The following is a 15,518-nucleotide window of genomic DNA, read 5'->3' on the forward strand; positions in this document are numbered from 1 at the left end:
TTTTTTCGCAGGCTCAGCCTGTAGCGATTGTGCGATGTTCCAACTAATAGCGTCAGGTTTTGAATTTGCCCACCAGCATTTGAAGATGCGTCCCCAACCGCGCCAGCTCAACACTGGACGCCGCTGTCTCTTCACTCGCCGCCGACGTCTGATCCGACACATCGCGCACATTCAGCACGCTGCGGTTGATCTCCTCGGCCACGGCGCTTTGTTGCTCGGCAGCGGCGGCGATTTGCTGGTTCATGGCCTGGATCGCCGACACTGTGCGGGTGATGCTCTCCAGTGAGCCGCCGGCGCGGCGGGTCAGTTCGACGCTGCTGTCGGTCAGGCTGCGGCTGTTGTCCATGATGGTCGCCACTTGCTGGGTGCCGTTTTGCAAGCCGACGATCAGCTCTTCGATTTCTTCGGTGGATTTCTGGGTGCGTTGGGCCAGGCTGCGGACCTCGTCAGCGACCACGGCAAACCCGCGCCCGGCTTCACCGGCGCGGGCGGCTTCGATGGCGGCGTTGAGCGCCAGCAGGTTGGTTTGCTGGGCCACGGACTTGATCACGTCGAGCACGCTGCCGATCTTGTCGCTCTCGCGCTTGAGTTCGCCCATGGCTTCGGTGGAGTTACCGACTTCCAGGGCCAGGCGTTCGATCTGGGCGATGGCTTCGCCGACCACCTTGTCGCCTTCGCGAGCCTGCTGATCAGCGGCGACGGCGGCTTCGGAGGCTTCCTCGGCGTTGCGCGCGACTTCCTGCACGGTGGCGGTCATTTCGTTCATTGCAGTGGCCACCTGGTCTGTCTCGACCTTCTGGTTGTTGACCCCGGCGCTGGTCTGCTCGGTGACCGCTGACAGCTCTTCGGCGGCGCTGGCGATTTGCGTGACGCCGTCGCTAATGCCGCCGATCAGTTCGCGAAGGCCTTGGGTCATGCTCTGGATGGCGCGTTGCAGCTGGCCCAATTCGTCCTGACGTTTGGAGGTCAGGTTGTGGGTCAGGTCGCCGGCGGCGATGCGTTCGGCCACCTTGAGGGTTTGATTCAGCGGAATCACGATCTGGCGGGTGATGGCCCAGGCGGCGAACAGACCGAAAATCAAAGCCAGGACGGTGGCCAGCAGCAGCATATTCTTGGCGTGCACCACGTCGGTATCACGTACGAGGGTTTGTGAGGCGGTGAGCTTCTTGCTGACATCGAGCAGGATTTCACCTTGGGCAGCCATGCGTTTGAGCGCTTCGGCTGCGGCGACCTGGGAATCCCGGTACTGGCTGACGGCCGCGCGGTAGGCCTTGAGCGAGTCTGTGGCTTGCTGAAGGTTGGCGATGTGTTGTTCCGGCAGTTTCGATGGCAGGCTTTCGAGGTATTTCAGGGCGTTGTCGATGGCATCCAGCGCGGGCTGCTCGGCCTCGGATTTGCCGCTGTAGGTGTAGCCGCGCACCTGGAAGCGTGCTTGCTGGATCAGTTTGCTCAGGTCGATCACGCTGTTGAACTGCGCAACGCTGTCGCCCTGCAACATGGATTTTTCAACTTCGGCGACCTTGGCCACGGCATTGTCGGCAGTAGCGCCAAGTTTGCTGCGGGCGTCTTCACGGTTGGCGCCGGCCTGGGTCATGGCGCCGAAGGCTTGTTTGTATTGGCTGAGGGCGGCCAGTTGTTGGTCGATCATGGCGACGTCGGCTGGCTGCTCGATCATCTGGCGAGCGGCTTGCAGGCTGGTGTCGATCTTGGCCAGCAAGTCGTTGACGATTCCGGGGCCTTGCTCGCCGCGACGCATTTCGTAGTCCAGGCGAGCGATGCGCAGGTCTTTGGTCAATCCGTTGATATCGGAAATGAACCCCAGCTTGTCGCCGCGGCTGGTCACATCGCTCAGGCCGGTCCAACCGGTGACGGTGATCAGCAATGTCAGCAGCAGCACCAGGCCAAAGCCGACGCCCAGTTTGCGATTGACGCTTACATTCCCTAGTTTCTCGGCCAGCCATTGGTACATGCTGCAACTCCCTCGGACCATCTATTGGTTTTATGGGGGTTGTATCGGCAGGGGAGTGGGGTTCTGTAGGCGGCACCCGATGGACGGGCGGGTGCAACTGATGACCAGTGGGAAAGTGTCTGCTGTTAGAAAAGGCGTGCCAGCAGCGCCGTAACGGCTGTTTCCACGCGCAGAATGCGTTCACCCAACTGAACCGGTTGCAGGCCGGATTTGCCGAGTAAATCGATTTCGTAAGGAATCCATCCGCCTTCCGGGCCGATGGCCAGTGTCACCGGTTCAGTCAGCGCTCGGGGACAGGGCGGGTGGTTACCGGGATGGCCAACCAGGCCGAGGGTGCCTTCGCTTATCGCCGGCAGACGGTCTTCGACGAAAGGCTTGAAGCGCTTTTCGATGATGACTTCCGGCAACACACTGTCCCGGGCCTGCTCGAGGCCGAGGATCAACTGCTCGCGAATGGCTTCCGGTTCCAGGAACGGGGTTTGCCAGAAGCTCTTCTCGACGCGATAGCTGTTCACCAGCACGATGCGCGGCACACCCATGGCGGCCACGGTCTGGAACACCCTACGCAGCATTTTGGGCCGTGGCAGGGCCAGAATCAGGGTCAATGGCAGCTTGGCCGGTGGCGGCTGGTCGAGATTGACGCGCAATTCCGCTTCGGCGGCGTCCAGGCGCAGCACTTCGGCCGAGCCCATCAACCCGCCGATTCGCCCGACACGCATGCTGTCACCGACTTCACAGCGATGGACTTCCTGCATGTGGGTCAACCGGCGATCGCGCAGCACCACACGGTCAGCCGCAATGAAATCGGCCTCTTCGAGGAGCAGCAGGTTCACGCTTGGGTCGCTGGCGGCTGGTCGTTGTGATCGTCAGCCGGCTGGTCATCCGGATGTTCGCCGCGCTTGCTGATCAAGCCGCCAAACAGGATGCCGATTTCGAACAACAGCCACATCGGTACGGCCAGCAGCGTCTGCGAAAAGATGTCCGGCGGTGTCAGGATCATGCCGACCACGAAGCAGCCGATGATCACGTACGGGCGGATTTTCTTCAGGTATTTGACGTCGACCACGCCGATCCATACCAGCAGCACCACGGCCACCGGGATTTCGAACGCCACGCCGAACGCGAAGAACAGCGTCATGACGAAGTCGAGGTAGCTGGTGATGTCGGTCATCATTTCCACACCGGCCGGGGTGGCGGCCGCGAAGAACTTGAAGATCAGCGGGAACACCAGGAAATAGGCGAAGGCCATGCCGGCGTAGAACAGCATGATGCTTGAAACCAGCAAGGGCACGGCGATGCGTTTTTCATGCTTGTACAAGCCCGGCGCGATGAAACCCCAGATCTGGTGCAGGATCACCGGAATCGCCAGGAACAGCGACACCATCATCGTCAGCTTCAGTGGCGTCAGGAACGGCGACGATACGTCGGTGGCGATCATCGTTGCGCCTTCTGGCAGGTACTGGCGCAGAGGCGTGGAGACGAAGGTGTAGATCTGCTGGGTGAAGGCGAACAACCCGGCGAAGATGATGAACACCGCCGCTACGCAGCGCAGCAGGCGGGTACGCAACTCGGTGAGGTGCGAAACCAGCGGCATGTGCTGGTCGTTTTCAGGAAGATCGCTCATGAGGCTCGCGGCGGCAATGTTGGGTCTTGAGGGGCCGGCGCGACAGGCGCAGCGGCTGGAGCAACAGGTTCAGTCGAGGGCGCTGCAACAACGGGCGCGGGTTCCACGCTCGCTGTAACCGGTGCTGACTCGGTGGCGACAGGCGCATGAATCGTCGGCGTCGCTACAGGCTCGACCGGTGTCGGCTCCTGCTGGATCGGCGTGAAAATCTTCCGCGCCTCCTGCTCCAGAGACAGAATGTGTTCGTTGTGCAGTTGCCGGCGAATTTCGTCGGCACCGATTTCACGTTCAACTTCCTGTTTGATCGCATTGAAGCTGCGCTTCAGGCGCCCGACCCACAGTCCGGCGGTGCGCGCAGCGCCCGGCAGGCGCTCGGGACCCAGTACCAGCAGGGCAACGAGGCCGACGAGCAGCAGTTCAGAGAAGCTGATACCAAACATTAGTCAGTGCTCACACGTCTTTGCGGATCGGCTCTTCGACTTTCTGTGCCTGCACGTCGATGGTGTGCGGCTGGTTTACCGACTGCGTGGCTTGTGGCTGAACAGGCGGAACCGGTTGGGCTGGAGTCGCTGTCGGATCGGCCGGCTTTTCGTCGTCGTTCATGGCCTTGCGGAAGCCCTTGATCGATTCGCCAACGTCGGTACCGAGGTTTTTCAGCTTTTTGGTACCGAATACCAGCACGACAACTACCAGGATGACGACCCAGTGTTTCCAGTCAAAAATGCCCATATTGCTGCTCCTCTCTAATAGTTATTCAGGCGGATGGACGCGAGGCTTTCTCAGCGTGTCCGGACAGACCGAAGCGACGGTCCAGTTCATCGAGTACAGCCTGTGGATGCTGCCCCAATTGGGCGAGCATGACCATGCTGTGGAACCACAAATCGGCGGTTTCGTAGATCACATCGCTGCAGTCGCCGCTGACGGCGGCATCCTTGGCGGCAATGATGGTTTCGACCGACTCTTCGCCGACTTTTTCCAGAATCTTGTTCAAGCCCTTGTGGTATAGGCTGGCGACATACGAACTGTCGGCGGCGGCGCCTTTGCGCTCTTCCAGTACCTGGGCCAGACGGGTCAGTGTGTCACTCATGTTTGTGTCCTGCGGAGTAAATGGCATGCGGATCTTTGAGGACCGGGTCGACGGTTGTCCAGTCGCCGTTTTCGTAGACGCGGTAGAAGCAGCTCTGACGGCCGGTATGGCAGGCGATGTCGCCGATCTGCTCGACCATCAAAATGATGACGTCAGCGTCGCAGTCCAGTCGCATCTCGTGCAGGGCCTGCACATGGCCGGATTCTTCGCCCTTGCGCCACAGTCTGCCACGAGAGCGTGACCAGTAGATCGCACGGTTCTCGGCAGCGGTCAGTTCCAGCGCTTCGCGGTTCATCCAGGCCATCATGAGGACGCGCCCGGTCTTGTGATCCTGGGCAATTGCCGGCACCAGGCCGTCGGCGTCCCACTTGATCTCATCCAGCCAGTTTTTCATCTTCGACTCCGACAGCGAGCCCGGCACTTCATTAGCCGGGCTCAACGTTGAAACAGTGTGCCAGTGCGCAGCACAACTGGCTATCGGCGAACGACCAGATACAAGCCGACGGCCATCATGATGCCTGCCGGCCAGTAGGCCAGGTCGTTCAACGGCCCGCCTGCAGCCAGGATCGCGCCGCCGGCCAAGTGGGCGGTGCCGAGCAACCGCAGGAACCAGTCGTCGCGGCGTCGGTGCCAGGGCGGTGACGGGTCGCTGGCGTGGGGCTGGGACAGGCGTTCGAGCAAGTCGCGGGTCATGTTGGCCAGGTGCGGGATCTGCTCGATCTGGCCCTGAACGTTGCCAAACAAGGCCTTGGGGCTGACGCGCTCGCGCATCCAGCGCTCGAGGAACGGTTGCGCGGTGTTCCACAGGTCGAGGTCCGGGTACAGCTGCCGGCCGAGGCCTTCGATGTTCAACAGCGTTTTCTGCAAAAGAACAAGCTGCGGCTGGACTTCCATGTTAAAGCGCCGGGCCGTCTGGAACAGGCGCATCAACACCTGACCGAAGGAAATATCTTTTAACGGTTTTTCGAAGATCGGTTCGCACACAGTACGGATTGCCGCTTCAAATTCGTTGAGTTTGGTTTGCGCTGGTACCCAGCCCGAATCGATGTGCAATTGCGCGACACGACGGTAATCGCGCTTGAAGAACGCGAACAGGTTGCGGGCCAGATAATCCTGGTCTTCCGGGGTCAGGCTGCCGACGATGCCACAGTCGATCGCGATGTATTGCGGGCTCCACGGCTGCACGGTGCTGACAAAAATGTTGCCGGGGTGCATGTCGGCGTGAAAGAAGCTGTCGCGAAATACCTGGGTGAAGAAGATTTCCACGCCGCGCTCGGCGAGCATTTTCATGTCGGTGCGCTGGTCGGCCAGGGTGGCCAGGTCGGTAACCTGAATTCCGTAGATGCGCTCCATCACCAGCACTTTCGGCCGGCACCAGTCCCAATAGACTTGCGGCACGTACAGCAGCGGCGAACCCTCGAAGTTGCGTTTCAGCTGGCTGGCGTTGGCCGCCTCACGCAGCAGGTCGAGTTCGTCATAGATGGTTTTTTCATAGTCGCTGACCACGTCCACCGGGTGCAGCAGGCGCGCATCGGCCGAAACTTTTTCGGCGGCGCGGGCCAGGATGAACAGCCACGCCAGATCCTGGGCGATCACCGGTTTGAGGCCCGGGCGGATCACCTTGACCACCACTTCTTCGCCGGTTTTCAGTTGCGCGGCATGCACCTGCGCCACCGAGGCCGAGGCCAGCGGTTCAACGTCGAAACGGCTGAACACCTCGCTGATCTTTTTGCCCAGCTGCTCTTCGATCAGCTTGACCGACACTTGCGAGTCGAACGGCGGTACCCGGTCCTGCAACATCATCAATTCATCGGCGATGTCTTCGGGTAGCAGGTCGCGACGAGTGGACAGAATCTGCCCGAACTTGATGAAGATCGGCCCCAGATCCTGGAGCGCCAGGCGCAATCGGGCGCCACGGCTCAGGTCCAGGGTCTTGCGCGGGAACCAGCGCCACGGCAAGGCATAACGCAGCACCAGCAAAAACCAGGGCAGCGGCAGGGCGAACAGCAGGTCATCGAGGCGGTAGCGGATCACGACGCGCTGGATGCGCAACAGACGGCGGACGGCAAGCAGCTTCATGCGTTATCGCTTGGGTCGAGGGATCGGGAAAGGCGCTCGAAACGCGCCTCAAGTCGTTCCAGATCGAGTTTGATCCGGTCCAGTTCACTGAATCGGGCTTCAGCTTCGCGCTGCCCGACAAGGGTGCGCGACTCTTCGGCCAGGTATTCGGCGAGGTTCTGGTTGAGGCTGGCAAATCCTTGTTGATACCAGCGGGCGCGGCTGCGCAGGTGGCCGCCGACCAGTTGTGTGGCGACGGGGCCGAGCCAGCGTGAGAGTTCATACTCCCAGTCCAGCTCGAGGTCCTGCAGGATAGCCGCCAGTTCCAGCAGCACACCGCTGTCGCCATCGAGCTCGACTTCGGGTGCATGCAGCACCGCCGTCTTGTCCTTGCTCATCGCCAGTTTCAGCAGGCTGGAGGCCGGTGCACGCAAGGTGCAATCGGCGCCGGTATCCCATTGGGAGGCGAGCATCAGGCCTTCATCGCTGGGCAGGATGAACAGTTGCAGCGCCGGACTGCGGCAATCGACGGCAATCACTTTGCCGCTCAAATGCGCGAGCCGCGGCAGCGCCGTGCTGTCGAGTCGCAGCACCCGGTTCAGACCGAGTTCAACGCTGGCGAGCAGGCCGGCGAGCAGCATCAGGGTTTGATGCCGCGATGCAAGGCGACGATGCCTGCGGTCATGTTGTGATAGGTCACGCGATCGAAACCGGCCTCGACCATCATCGACTTCAGGGTTTCCTGGTTCGGGTGCATGCGGATCGATTCGGCCAAGTAGCGATAGCTTTCCGAATCATTGGTGATCAGCTTGCCCATCAGCGGCATGAAGGCGAACGAGTAGGCGTCGTAGGCCTTGGACATCAGCGCGTTGGTCGGCTTGGAGAACTCCAGCACCAGCAGGCGGCCGCCGGGCTTGAGTACACGCAGCATCGAGCGCAGGGCGTCTTCCTTGTGCGTCACGTTGCGCAGGCCGAAGGCGATGGTCACGCAGTCGAAATGGTTGTCCGGGAACGGCAGTTTTTCCGCATCGGCCTGGACGAATTCGACGTTGCCGGCCACACCCAGGTCCAGCAGACGGTCACGACCGACCTTGAGCATGGACTCGTTGATGTCGGCCAGCACCACTTGGCCGGTCGGGCCTACCAGGTGGGAAAACTTGCGGGTCAGGTCACCGGTGCCACCAGCGATGTCCAGCACGCGGTTGCCGGTGCGCACGCCCGACAGTTCGATCGCGAAACGCTTCCACAGACGGTGCATGCCGCCCGACAGGAGGTCGTTCATCAAGTCGTACTTGGCGGCTACCGAATGGAAAACCTCAGCGACTTTTTCCGCTTTCTGGCTTTCCGGAACGTTTTTGAAGCCGAAGTGAGTGGTGGGTTCGGCATCGTTGCCTTTGCGCTGATCAGTCATATCGCTGTCACCAAAAGAGAATGCGCGACATTCTAATCCCCATGGGATGCTTTGTCTTGGCAAGGCTGAAGGTAAGATGGGTCAACCTCGGGACGTTTTGCCGCAGCAGCGGTCAGGACCCACCGAATCAGTATTCATAGAACAGGAGTCAATCGATGGCCCGTATTAGTGTTGAGCGTGCCCACGGCCTGGGTAAGGAAGCGGCACGCGAGAAGGCTGACAAGCTGGCGCAGAAACTCTCCGACCAGTATGGCCTGGCGCCGCAATGGTCCGGCGACACCCTGAACCTGACGCGCCCGGGTGTGAAAGGTGCCGTGTATGTAAGCGAGGGCTCGATCAGGGTCGATGTGGAGTTGGGCCTGATGATGTCGGCCATGAGCGGCATGATCAAATCGGAAATCGAAAAGGCGCTGGATAAAGCGCTCGTCTGATTTCCGAGTCGAACCACATCCCCTGTGGGAGCCAGCCTGCTGGCGATGACGGTGCATCAGTCAACATTGGTGTTGATGGATAAATCGCTATCGCCAGCAGGCTGGCTCCCAAATTTGTTTGTGGTGTGCCCAAAGTTTCATGTCAGTTGTTAGGGTGCCGTTTCTAATTTTTCTCCCTACTTTGTGCCGGAGCCCGACACTTTCGCGGGCAGTTCCTCAAACCTTCTGCGCGTGAGGTGCACCATGGCCAAAGTTATTTTGAAGAAAAAAATCGACGCTTCGACTACCGCTCTGGGCGACGTCAAATCGTATGCCCGCAAGATCTGGCTGGCAGGCCTGGGCGCCTACGCCAAGGTTGGCCAAGAGGGCAGCGAGTACTTTCAAGAGTTGATCAAGGCTGGTCAAACTGTTGAAACGAAAGGAAAAAGAGCAGTTGCCGAGAAGCTCGAAGCGGCCAATGCCGAGATCGATGAAGCCAAGAACGAAGTGAGTACATTCAAGGGCAAGGTTGAAGTTCAGCTCGACAAGGTCGAGAAGGCTTTTGACTCGCGTGTTGCAAGTGCCTTGAATCGTATCGGCATTCCGTCTAAACATGACGTGGAGACACTCTCTGTCAAGCTCGATGAGCTGACGGCATTGCTCGAACGCGTCGCGCGTAAATCTTAAGGAGAACGGGATGGCTGTTAAAAAGAACACCGAAAAAGAAGGCAGCTCGTGGATCGGGAAAGTCGAAGACTACTCCCGCAAGATCTGGCTGGCTGGTTTAGGCGTGTACTCGAAGATCGACACTGACGGCAGCAAAATCTTCGATGCATTGGTTAAAGACGGCGAGAAGGCCGAGAAGGCGATTGGCAAGAAAGTCGACACTGCCAAGGACAGCGCCAAGGGCTCTGCCTCTTCGGCCAAGTCGCGCATCAGCGGCGTGAAAGACAAGGCGCTGGGCAAGTGGGATGAGCTGGAAGGGGCTTTCGACAAGCGTCTGAACAGCGCCATTTCGCGTCTGGGCGTGCCGAGCCGCAATGAGGTCAAGGCACTGCACAGCAAGGTCGATACCCTCACCAAGCAAATCGAAAAACTGACCGGTGCCAAGGTTGCGCCTGTTGCGGCGAAAACCGCGGCAGCCAAACCCGCTGCCAAACCGGCCGCCAAATCCGCAGCCAAGCCACTGGCCAAAGCGGCGGCTAAACCCGCTGCCAAAACGGCTGCGGCAAAACCTGCTGCCAAGACTGCAGCCAAACCGGTAGCAGCAAAAGCCGCGGCTAAACCGGCAGCGAAACCTGCTGCCAAGCCTGCAGCAGCAAAAACCGCAGCCGCGAAACCTGCAGCAAAACCTGCCGCCGCGAAGAAGCCAGCAGTGAAAAAGCCGGCCGCTCCAAAAGCCGCCGCACCAAAACCGGCAGTGGCAGCCGCCAAACCGGCAACCCCGGCCGCTCCGGTCAGCGCATCGAACTCCGCTACCGCGCCGACCCCTGCTGTGACCCCGACTGCCGCGCCAGCTCCATCGACGCCAACCAGTCAGTCCTGATTCTTCAGGGCTCCAAAAAAACGCCCGGCCTGCCAAGGTCGGGCGTTTTTGTTTGAGGATTGAAAAAGATCTTAATGTTCTTCGAGGTACTGAAGCGCCATTTGTTCGGTCGCCACCTTGATCGGCGGCAACAGATGCGGCGCCACCAGCATCATGATCTGGTACACCACCAGCCTCACTTCACCTTCTCGATCGAGAATCCGCTGATAGTCCAGCGAGAACAATAAAGTCATGGTGATCTGTTCCACCAGTTGGCCCAAGGCCTGGGTGTCGCTGACCAATTGCCCCTGAGCTTTCAATCGTGCCAGCAGCGAAGCCAATGTGCGTTTGAGCCCATTGAGCAAGTTGCGAATACCCTTGGCCAGTTTTGGCAGGCGTCCGGCCAGATTCGACAGGTCCTGGAACAGAAAGCGGTAATGGGCCAGGCGCTCGACGATCAGGTGCAGGAATAGCCAGTAATCCTCGGGGGACAGTTCGACGTCGGCGGGTGGATCGAGCAGGGGGGACAGTTCGGCCTGGAAGCGCTCGAACAACCCGAGAATCAACGGCTCCTTGCCGTGGAAGTGGTAGTAGAGGTTGCCCGGGCTGATGCCCATTTCGTTGGCGACTTCCATGGTGGAGACGTTCGGTTCGCCCTTCTGATTGAACAATTGCAGGGCACATTCGAGGATGCGGTCGCGGGTTTTCATCCAGTCTTCTTAATGTTCGGGTCATGCCACGGCCGGTAGCGGCCGTGGGTCGTTTGAACGTCAGCGCACGCGCACGTAAGTACCGGGCGCCGCCTCCATCGGTGGATAGTTCTGGTTGCCGAGGGTCATCAGGGTTTCCTTTTGCGCACCCGAGCGTTCCTGAATCCAGCCCAGCCATTGCGTCCACCAACTGCCGTCGACTTGCTTGGCGTCGTAGTACCAGGCCCGTGGGTCGCTGCTCAGTTTGGCGCCCTCGACGTAATTGGCCTTGGGGTTGCTTGGCGGATTGAGAATGCTCTGCACGTGACCGCTGTTGGACAGCACGAAGCGGCGGTCGCCCCCCAGCAGCAGCGTCGAGCGATAGACTGCATCCCATGGGGTGATGTGGTCGTTGATGCCCGCCACGCTGAAGCTGTCGACAGTGACCTTCTGCAAATCGATCGGCGTGCCGCACACTTCGAGGCCGCCCGGATGGCTCAGCGGGTTGTGCTTGAAGAAGTCCAGCAAGTCGCCATGCAGGGCTGCCGGCAGGCGCGTGTTGTCGTTGTTCCAGTAGAGAATGTCGAACGCCGGTGGCTCCTTGCCCAGCAGGTAGTTGTTGACGAAGTAACTCCAGATCAAGTCGTTGGGGCGCATCCAGGCAAAGACCTTGGCCATGTCCCGGCCGTCGAGCACACCTTTCTGATAGGAGCGGCGCTTGGCGGCTTCCAGGGTCTGTTCGTCAGCAAACAGGGTCGCCGGCGTATCCAGTTGGCTGTCGAGCAGGCTCACCAGGTAGGTCGCACTGGACACTCGCCGCAACTGGCGCTTGGCCTGCAGATGACCTTGCAGCGCGGCAATGGTCAGCCCGCCGGCACAGGCGCCCATCAGATTGACCTCGCGGGCACCGGTGATCGCCCGGCAGACATTCATGGCTTCTTCCACCGCTTCAACGTAGGTCGACAGACCCCATTCGCGGTGGCGCACATCCGGATTGCGCCAACTGATCACGAAGGTTTGCAGGCCATTTTTGAGCGCGAACTGGACGAAGCTGTTGTGGGGGCTCAGGTCGAAAATGTAGAACTTGTTGATCTGCGGCGGCACCACCAACAGCGGTTTTGAATACTGCTTTTCGCTCATCGGCTTGTACTGGATCAATTCCAGCAGTTCGTTGCGAAACACTACCGCGCCAGTGGTGGTCGCGACGGTCTTGCCGACTTCGAAGGCCTGCTTGGTGACCTGCCGGGGCAGGCCATCGTTGTGCAGGAAGTCGTCCACCAGATGGCTGATCCCGCGCACCAGGCTGTTACCACCCGAGTTGAAGATCTCTTTGATCGCCAGCGGATTGAGCAAGCTGTTGGACGGCGACACGGCATCGTTGAGCAGGGCGAACGCAAAGTGCGCGCGGGCACGATCGTCCGGGCTCATGTTGCTCTCGTCGATCCAGCTTTTGACCTGCTTCTGCCAGCTCAGGTAGGCCTGCAGGCTGCGGCGATAAAACGGGTTGAGGCTCCATGCCGGGTCGGCGAAACGGCTGTCCTGCGGGTTGGTCGGGTGCAGGGTTTCACCGAGCAGTACGCGGCCCAGTTGGCCGCCCAGTTTCAGGGCATGCCGGGCGCTGTGCACCGGGTTGCGCAAACCATGGGCAGCGACGCTGCGCAGGGTCGAAAACAGATCCCGCCCGCGCAGGCCGGTAATCGCACTCTGTGCGTTGATGAACGCGGCGGGAGTGGGCAAAAAGTCCCGCGCTGGTTTGTCACGCATGAGTCAACACTCCTTCGTCTTCAGGCCAAAAACAAACAACCGAACCAGAACACCATAGACGCTGTAGCGGGTTGTTGCGCGGCGCGGCGTCCTGCCGACCGACAATGCGTCGGTTAACCGCCCAATGGTGACGGATGCGGGTGCATGACCGCACGCTGGCGCTCTTCCTCAAGGAACTTCATGATGATCGGCGCCACGGCTTCGGCCCGGGTAATCAGGAACAGATGGCCGTCATCGATGATGTGCAACTGGGCGTTGGGAATCCGCCATGCCAGCAAGCGCATGTTGACCAGCGGGATCAGCGGATCGTCGTCGCCGGCCAGGACCAGGGTCGGCTGGTTGATCTTGTGCAGCCAGTGAATGCTGGTCCAGCCGAGACCGGCGAACAGCTGCCAGTAGTACCCAAGCTTGCCTGCCGAACGCACCTTGGCTGCGTGGCTGGCAGCGAGCGTGGGATCGCGCCGGAACGAGCCGCCGTAGATCATCGGTGCAATCCGGATCACGTGTGAAGGCTGGATGTAGCGCCGAGGGCTGGCCATCATCCACAGCACTTTCGGTTTGCCCGGCACCATCACCGCGCCCGCCGCCGTCGCTGCCAGTACAAGCTTCTTGCAGCGCTCCGGATAGTCATAGGCGAACTGTTGGGCCAGGGCGCCACCCCAGGAGACACCAATTACATTGACCTGCCCGTAGTCGAGGTAGTCGAGCATGCGTGCCGTGAGCTTCGCCAGGCTGGGAAAGCGATAGGGGCGATTGGGCGTCGACGAACCACCGACACCGGGAACGTCGAAAGCGATGACTTCCAGGTCCGGGTCCAGCGCAGCGACGAACGGAAACACCAGCTCCAGGTTGGCGCCAATGCCGTTGAAGATCAGCAAGGGCGTCAAGTGAGGCTTGCCGGGGCGCACCGCCGTGCGGAGGGTCTGGCCATCCAGGTCGACGGTACGGAATATGAACGGTTGCGGCATGCTCTAGCCCTGTTTATGAATTCATCCCCGAGTCCCTGTGGGAGCGAGCCTGCTCGCGAAAGCGTCGGGTCAGTCGACCTCGATGTTGAATGTTCAACCGCATTCGCGAGCAAGCCCGCTCCCACAGTGGGGCGGGGTGTGTCAGTTACCGTTCATGCACGTAAGTACCCGGCGATGCTTCGCCTGCCGGATAAGCCTTGTTGCCCAGTTTTGCCGGGGCCTTTTTCAGCTCGCCCGAGCGCTGGGCCTGCCAGGCTTGCCAGTGCAGCCACCAGGAATCGGTGTGTTTGGTGGAGTTCTCTTGCCACTGCTCGGCACTGTCTGCCATTTCGGTGCTGGTCATGTAACGGGATTTCGGGTTGCCCGGCGGGTTCAGGATGCTCTGGATGTGCCCGCTGCTGGACAGCACAAATTCAACATTGCCGCCGAACAACTGCGCCGACTTGTAGCAAGACTTCCACGGGGTGATGTGGTCGTTGGTGCCGGCCAGGGAAAAGATATCGGCCGTCACTTGCTTGAGGTCGATGGCGGTACCGCACACCTCCAGTGCATTCGGGCGGATCAAAGGATTGTTTTTGAACATTTCGATCAGATCGCCGTGGAACGCTGCCGGCAATCGCGTGGTGTCGTTGTTCCAGAACAGGATGTCGAAAACCGGTGGCTCGTTGCCCAGCAGGTAGTTATTGACCCAGTAGTTCCAGATCAAGTCGTTGGGGCGCATCCAGGCAAAGACCTTGGCCATGTCGCGACCTTCCAGCACGCCGGCCTGATACGAGTGGCGCTTGGCTGCCTCGAGGGTTTGCTCGTCGACGAACAGGGCTACATCGCTGTCCAGGGTGGTATCCAGCACGCTCACCAGTAGGGTGAGGGCGTTGACCTTGTTCTCGCCGATCGCAGCGTAGTGGCCCAGCAGCGCGGTGCAGGTGATGCCGCCGGAGCAGGCGCCGAGCATGTTCACGTCTTTGCTTCCGGTGATGGCGGTGACCACATCGACCGCTTCCTTGAGCGCCTCGATGTAGGTCGACAGGCCCCACTCGCGCTGCTCCTTGGTCGGGTTGCGCCAGCTGACGATGAAGGTCTGCACATTGTTGCGCAGGCAGAAGCGCGCCAGGCTCTTGTCCGGGCTCAGGTCGAAAACATAGAACTTGTTGATCTGCGGCGGCACCACCAGCAACGGACGTTCGTGAACCTGCTCGGTGATCGGTTTGTACTGGATCAGCTCCAGCACATCGTTGCGGAACACCACCGCGCCTTCGGTCACGCCCAGGGTCTTGCCGACTTCGAACGCACCCATGTTGACCTGGCTCGGCATGCCGCCGTTATGCACCATGTCCTTGGCCAGATGCGAGAGGCCGTCGAGCAGGCTCTTGCCGCCGGTTTCGAAGAAGCGCTTGACCGCTGCCGGGTTGGCCGCCGTATTGGTCGGGGCCATGGCTTCGGTCACGAGGTTGATCACGAAGTGCCCGCGGGCGACGTCCTTGGCCGAGAGGTTGCTGTCGTCGATCCAGTCGTGGAGTTCCTTGCGCCACGCCAGGTAGGTTTGCAAATAACGTTTGTAGAGCGGGTTCTGGCTCCAGGCTGGATCGGCGAAGCGGCGATCGTCGCTGGTCGGTTGCAGCTCGGACTTGCCGAACAACACGTTCTTGAGTTCCAGGCCGAAATGCGCGACATGCCTGGCGCTGTGCACCGGTTGTTTGATGGCTTGCCTGAGCACCATTCGAGCAGAAGCCAGTAGATCCTTTCCACGCAGCCCAACGACAGGATTCAGTCCCAAGGTGTTTTCCGAGGCCTGATACTTCAAGTCATCGTTATTCTTGTTACTCATCTACGACGCTCCATTGTCCTGAGACGAGTACCCGGTCCCGCTGTGCAGTCACACAACCAATTCCAGGTACTGCTGCTCGGGTGACCGTTAATTCTGCATTGCTGCTTTTTCTTCGCAGAGAGCACTGCAGGGAACTTGCCAGCTCCATTGGTTACCCGAGTTTAATTTTTTTCGCAAGCAGGCCAATC

General features: G+C 60.1%; 17 protein-coding genes and 1 pseudogene. 3 read left to right on the plus strand and 15 right to left on the minus strand.

Annotated elements, in window-relative coordinates; translation table 11 throughout:
- Positions 1-52: 52 nt before the first annotated feature.
- The 11 genes and pseudogenes from AC07ZE_RS02465 to ubiE form a co-directional block, all read right to left on the minus strand.
- On the minus strand, positions 53-916 hold the full coding sequence (locus AC07ZE_RS02465) for a methyl-accepting chemotaxis protein (RefSeq protein WP_404940880.1): 864 nt from the start codon (positions 914-916) through the stop codon (positions 53-55).
- Positions 908-1,990, minus strand: a pseudogene (locus AC07ZE_RS02470) (methyl-accepting chemotaxis protein); the annotation flags it as partial. The gene AC07ZE_RS02465 and the pseudogene AC07ZE_RS02470, both read right to left, overlap by 9 nt.
- 104 nt (positions 1,991-2,094) lie before the next feature.
- Positions 2,095-2,802, minus strand: coding sequence for a 16S rRNA (uracil(1498)-N(3))-methyltransferase (locus AC07ZE_RS02475; protein ID WP_207260845.1), 708 nt, complete (start codon positions 2,800-2,802; stop codon positions 2,095-2,097).
- Positions 2,799-3,593, minus strand: a complete 795-nt coding sequence (gene tatC, locus AC07ZE_RS02480; RefSeq protein ID WP_207260855.1) for a twin-arginine translocase subunit TatC — start codon at positions 3,591-3,593, stop codon at positions 2,799-2,801. Before tatC ends, AC07ZE_RS02475 begins: the two co-directional genes overlap by 4 nt.
- A complete protein-coding gene (gene tatB, locus AC07ZE_RS02485) occupies positions 3,590-4,033 on the minus strand; it encodes a Sec-independent protein translocase protein TatB (RefSeq protein ID WP_207260857.1) in 444 nt (147 codons plus the stop codon). Before tatB ends, tatC begins: the two co-directional genes overlap by 4 nt.
- A gap of 10 nt (positions 4,034-4,043) precedes the next feature.
- Complete coding sequence (locus tag AC07ZE_RS02490; RefSeq protein WP_095192258.1) at positions 4,044-4,322, minus strand: twin-arginine translocase TatA/TatE family subunit; 279 nt, start codon at positions 4,320-4,322, stop codon at positions 4,044-4,046.
- A gap of 25 nt (positions 4,323-4,347) precedes the next feature.
- Positions 4,348-4,680: a phosphoribosyl-ATP diphosphatase gene (locus tag AC07ZE_RS02495; protein WP_046816939.1), complete on the minus strand. Its 333-nt coding sequence runs from the start codon at positions 4,678-4,680 to the stop codon at positions 4,348-4,350.
- Positions 4,673-5,074, minus strand: a complete 402-nt coding sequence (gene hisI / locus AC07ZE_RS02500) for a phosphoribosyl-AMP cyclohydrolase (protein WP_207260867.1) — start codon at positions 5,072-5,074, stop codon at positions 4,673-4,675. Before hisI ends, AC07ZE_RS02495 begins: the two co-directional genes overlap by 8 nt.
- Before the next feature lie 80 nt (positions 5,075-5,154).
- Complete coding sequence (gene ubiB, locus AC07ZE_RS02505; RefSeq protein WP_207260876.1) at positions 5,155-6,759, minus strand: ubiquinone biosynthesis regulatory protein kinase UbiB; 1,605 nt, start codon at positions 6,757-6,759, stop codon at positions 5,155-5,157.
- The gene (locus AC07ZE_RS02510) at positions 6,756-7,379 is read right to left on the minus strand and encodes a ubiquinone biosynthesis accessory factor UbiJ (RefSeq protein ID WP_207260878.1); all 624 of its coding nucleotides are present in this window, start codon (positions 7,377-7,379) and stop codon (positions 6,756-6,758) included. The genes ubiB and AC07ZE_RS02510 overlap by 4 nt, the downstream gene beginning before the upstream one ends.
- Entirely contained in the window at positions 7,379-8,149 is a 771-nt protein-coding gene (gene ubiE, locus AC07ZE_RS02515; RefSeq protein WP_033045331.1) for a bifunctional demethylmenaquinone methyltransferase/2-methoxy-6-polyprenyl-1,4-benzoquinol methylase UbiE, read from the minus strand. Before ubiE ends, AC07ZE_RS02510 begins: the two co-directional genes overlap by 1 nt.
- Positions 8,150-8,304: 155 nt before the next feature.
- On the opposite strand from ubiE, the gene AC07ZE_RS02520 reads away from it, so the two are divergent.
- The 3 genes from AC07ZE_RS02520 (at position 8,305) to AC07ZE_RS02530 (ending at position 10,105) form a co-directional block, all read left to right on the plus strand.
- The gene (locus AC07ZE_RS02520) at positions 8,305-8,580 is read left to right on the plus strand and encodes a polyhydroxyalkanoic acid system family protein (protein WP_207260887.1); all 276 of its coding nucleotides are present in this window, start codon (positions 8,305-8,307) and stop codon (positions 8,578-8,580) included.
- 243 nt (positions 8,581-8,823) lie between these two features.
- Positions 8,824-9,246 (plus strand): phasin family protein, encoded by a 423-nt coding sequence (locus tag AC07ZE_RS02525; RefSeq protein ID WP_207260889.1) that lies wholly within the window; start codon positions 8,824-8,826, stop codon positions 9,244-9,246.
- 10 nt (positions 9,247-9,256) lie between these two features.
- Positions 9,257-10,105, plus strand: a complete 849-nt coding sequence (locus AC07ZE_RS02530; RefSeq protein ID WP_207260891.1) for a phasin family protein — start codon at positions 9,257-9,259, stop codon at positions 10,103-10,105.
- A 71-nt stretch (positions 10,106-10,176) separates the two neighbouring features.
- Here AC07ZE_RS02530 and AC07ZE_RS02535 read toward each other — a convergent pair whose 3' ends face one another.
- From AC07ZE_RS02535 to phaC (AC07ZE_RS02550), 4 genes are all read right to left on the minus strand, one after another.
- Positions 10,177-10,794, minus strand: a complete 618-nt coding sequence (locus tag AC07ZE_RS02535) for a TetR/AcrR family transcriptional regulator (protein ID WP_207260893.1) — start codon at positions 10,792-10,794, stop codon at positions 10,177-10,179.
- Between the two features lie 60 nt (positions 10,795-10,854).
- On the minus strand, positions 10,855-12,537 hold the full coding sequence (phaC, locus tag AC07ZE_RS02540; RefSeq protein WP_207260895.1) for a class II poly(R)-hydroxyalkanoic acid synthase: 1,683 nt from the start codon (positions 12,535-12,537) through the stop codon (positions 10,855-10,857).
- 113 nt (positions 12,538-12,650) lie between these two features.
- Positions 12,651-13,505 carry a poly(3-hydroxyalkanoate) depolymerase gene (gene phaZ / locus AC07ZE_RS02545; protein WP_095192250.1) on the minus strand — a complete coding sequence of 285 codons (855 nt, stop codon included), beginning with the start codon at positions 13,503-13,505 and terminating at the stop codon, positions 12,651-12,653.
- A 145-nt stretch (positions 13,506-13,650) separates the two neighbouring features.
- Positions 13,651-15,330: a class II poly(R)-hydroxyalkanoic acid synthase gene (phaC, locus tag AC07ZE_RS02550; RefSeq protein ID WP_095192248.1), complete on the minus strand. Its 1,680-nt coding sequence runs from the start codon at positions 15,328-15,330 to the stop codon at positions 13,651-13,653.
- Between the last annotated feature and the right edge of the window lie 188 nt (positions 15,331-15,518).

This window comes from Pseudomonas sp. GW101-3H06, from assembly GCF_059424605.1.

What these genes read in the sequence shown, in the direction of transcription:
- AC07ZE_RS02465 (WP_404940880.1), bottom strand. Translation starts at nt 916, where the DNA reads ATGACCCAAGGCCTTCGCGAACTGATCGGCGGCATTAGCGACGGCGTC.
- tatC (WP_207260855.1), bottom strand. Translation starts at nt 3,593, where the DNA reads ATGAGCGATCTTCCTGAAAACGACCAGCACATGCCGCTGGTTTCGCAC.
- tatB (WP_207260857.1), bottom strand. Translation starts at nt 4,033, where the DNA reads ATGTTTGGTATCAGCTTCTCTGAACTGCTGCTCGTCGGCCTCGTTGCC.
- AC07ZE_RS02490 (WP_095192258.1), bottom strand. Translation starts at nt 4,322, where the DNA reads ATGGGCATTTTTGACTGGAAACACTGGGTCGTCATCCTGGTAGTTGTC.
- AC07ZE_RS02495 (WP_046816939.1), bottom strand. Translation starts at nt 4,680, where the DNA reads ATGAGTGACACACTGACCCGTCTGGCCCAGGTACTGGAAGAGCGCAAA.
- hisI (WP_207260867.1), bottom strand. Translation starts at nt 5,074, where the DNA reads ATGAAAAACTGGCTGGATGAGATCAAGTGGGACGCCGACGGCCTGGTG.
- ubiB (WP_207260876.1), bottom strand. Translation starts at nt 6,759, where the DNA reads ATGAAGCTGCTTGCCGTCCGCCGTCTGTTGCGCATCCAGCGCGTCGTG.
- AC07ZE_RS02510 (WP_207260878.1), bottom strand. Translation starts at nt 7,379, where the DNA reads ATGCTGCTCGCCGGCCTGCTCGCCAGCGTTGAACTCGGTCTGAACCGG.
- ubiE (WP_033045331.1), bottom strand. Translation starts at nt 8,149, where the DNA reads ATGACTGATCAGCGCAAAGGCAACGATGCCGAACCCACCACTCACTTC.
- AC07ZE_RS02520 (WP_207260887.1), top strand. Translation starts at nt 8,305, where the DNA reads ATGGCCCGTATTAGTGTTGAGCGTGCCCACGGCCTGGGTAAGGAAGCG.
- AC07ZE_RS02525 (WP_207260889.1), top strand. Translation starts at nt 8,824, where the DNA reads ATGGCCAAAGTTATTTTGAAGAAAAAAATCGACGCTTCGACTACCGCT.
- AC07ZE_RS02530 (WP_207260891.1), top strand. Translation starts at nt 9,257, where the DNA reads ATGGCTGTTAAAAAGAACACCGAAAAAGAAGGCAGCTCGTGGATCGGG.
- AC07ZE_RS02535 (WP_207260893.1), bottom strand. Translation starts at nt 10,794, where the DNA reads ATGAAAACCCGCGACCGCATCCTCGAATGTGCCCTGCAATTGTTCAAT.
- phaC (WP_207260895.1), bottom strand. Translation starts at nt 12,537, where the DNA reads ATGCGTGACAAACCAGCGCGGGACTTTTTGCCCACTCCCGCCGCGTTC.
- phaZ (WP_095192250.1), bottom strand. Translation starts at nt 13,505, where the DNA reads ATGCCGCAACCGTTCATATTCCGTACCGTCGACCTGGATGGCCAGACC.
- phaC (WP_095192248.1), bottom strand. Translation starts at nt 15,330, where the DNA reads ATGAGTAACAAGAATAACGATGACTTGAAGTATCAGGCCTCGGAAAAC.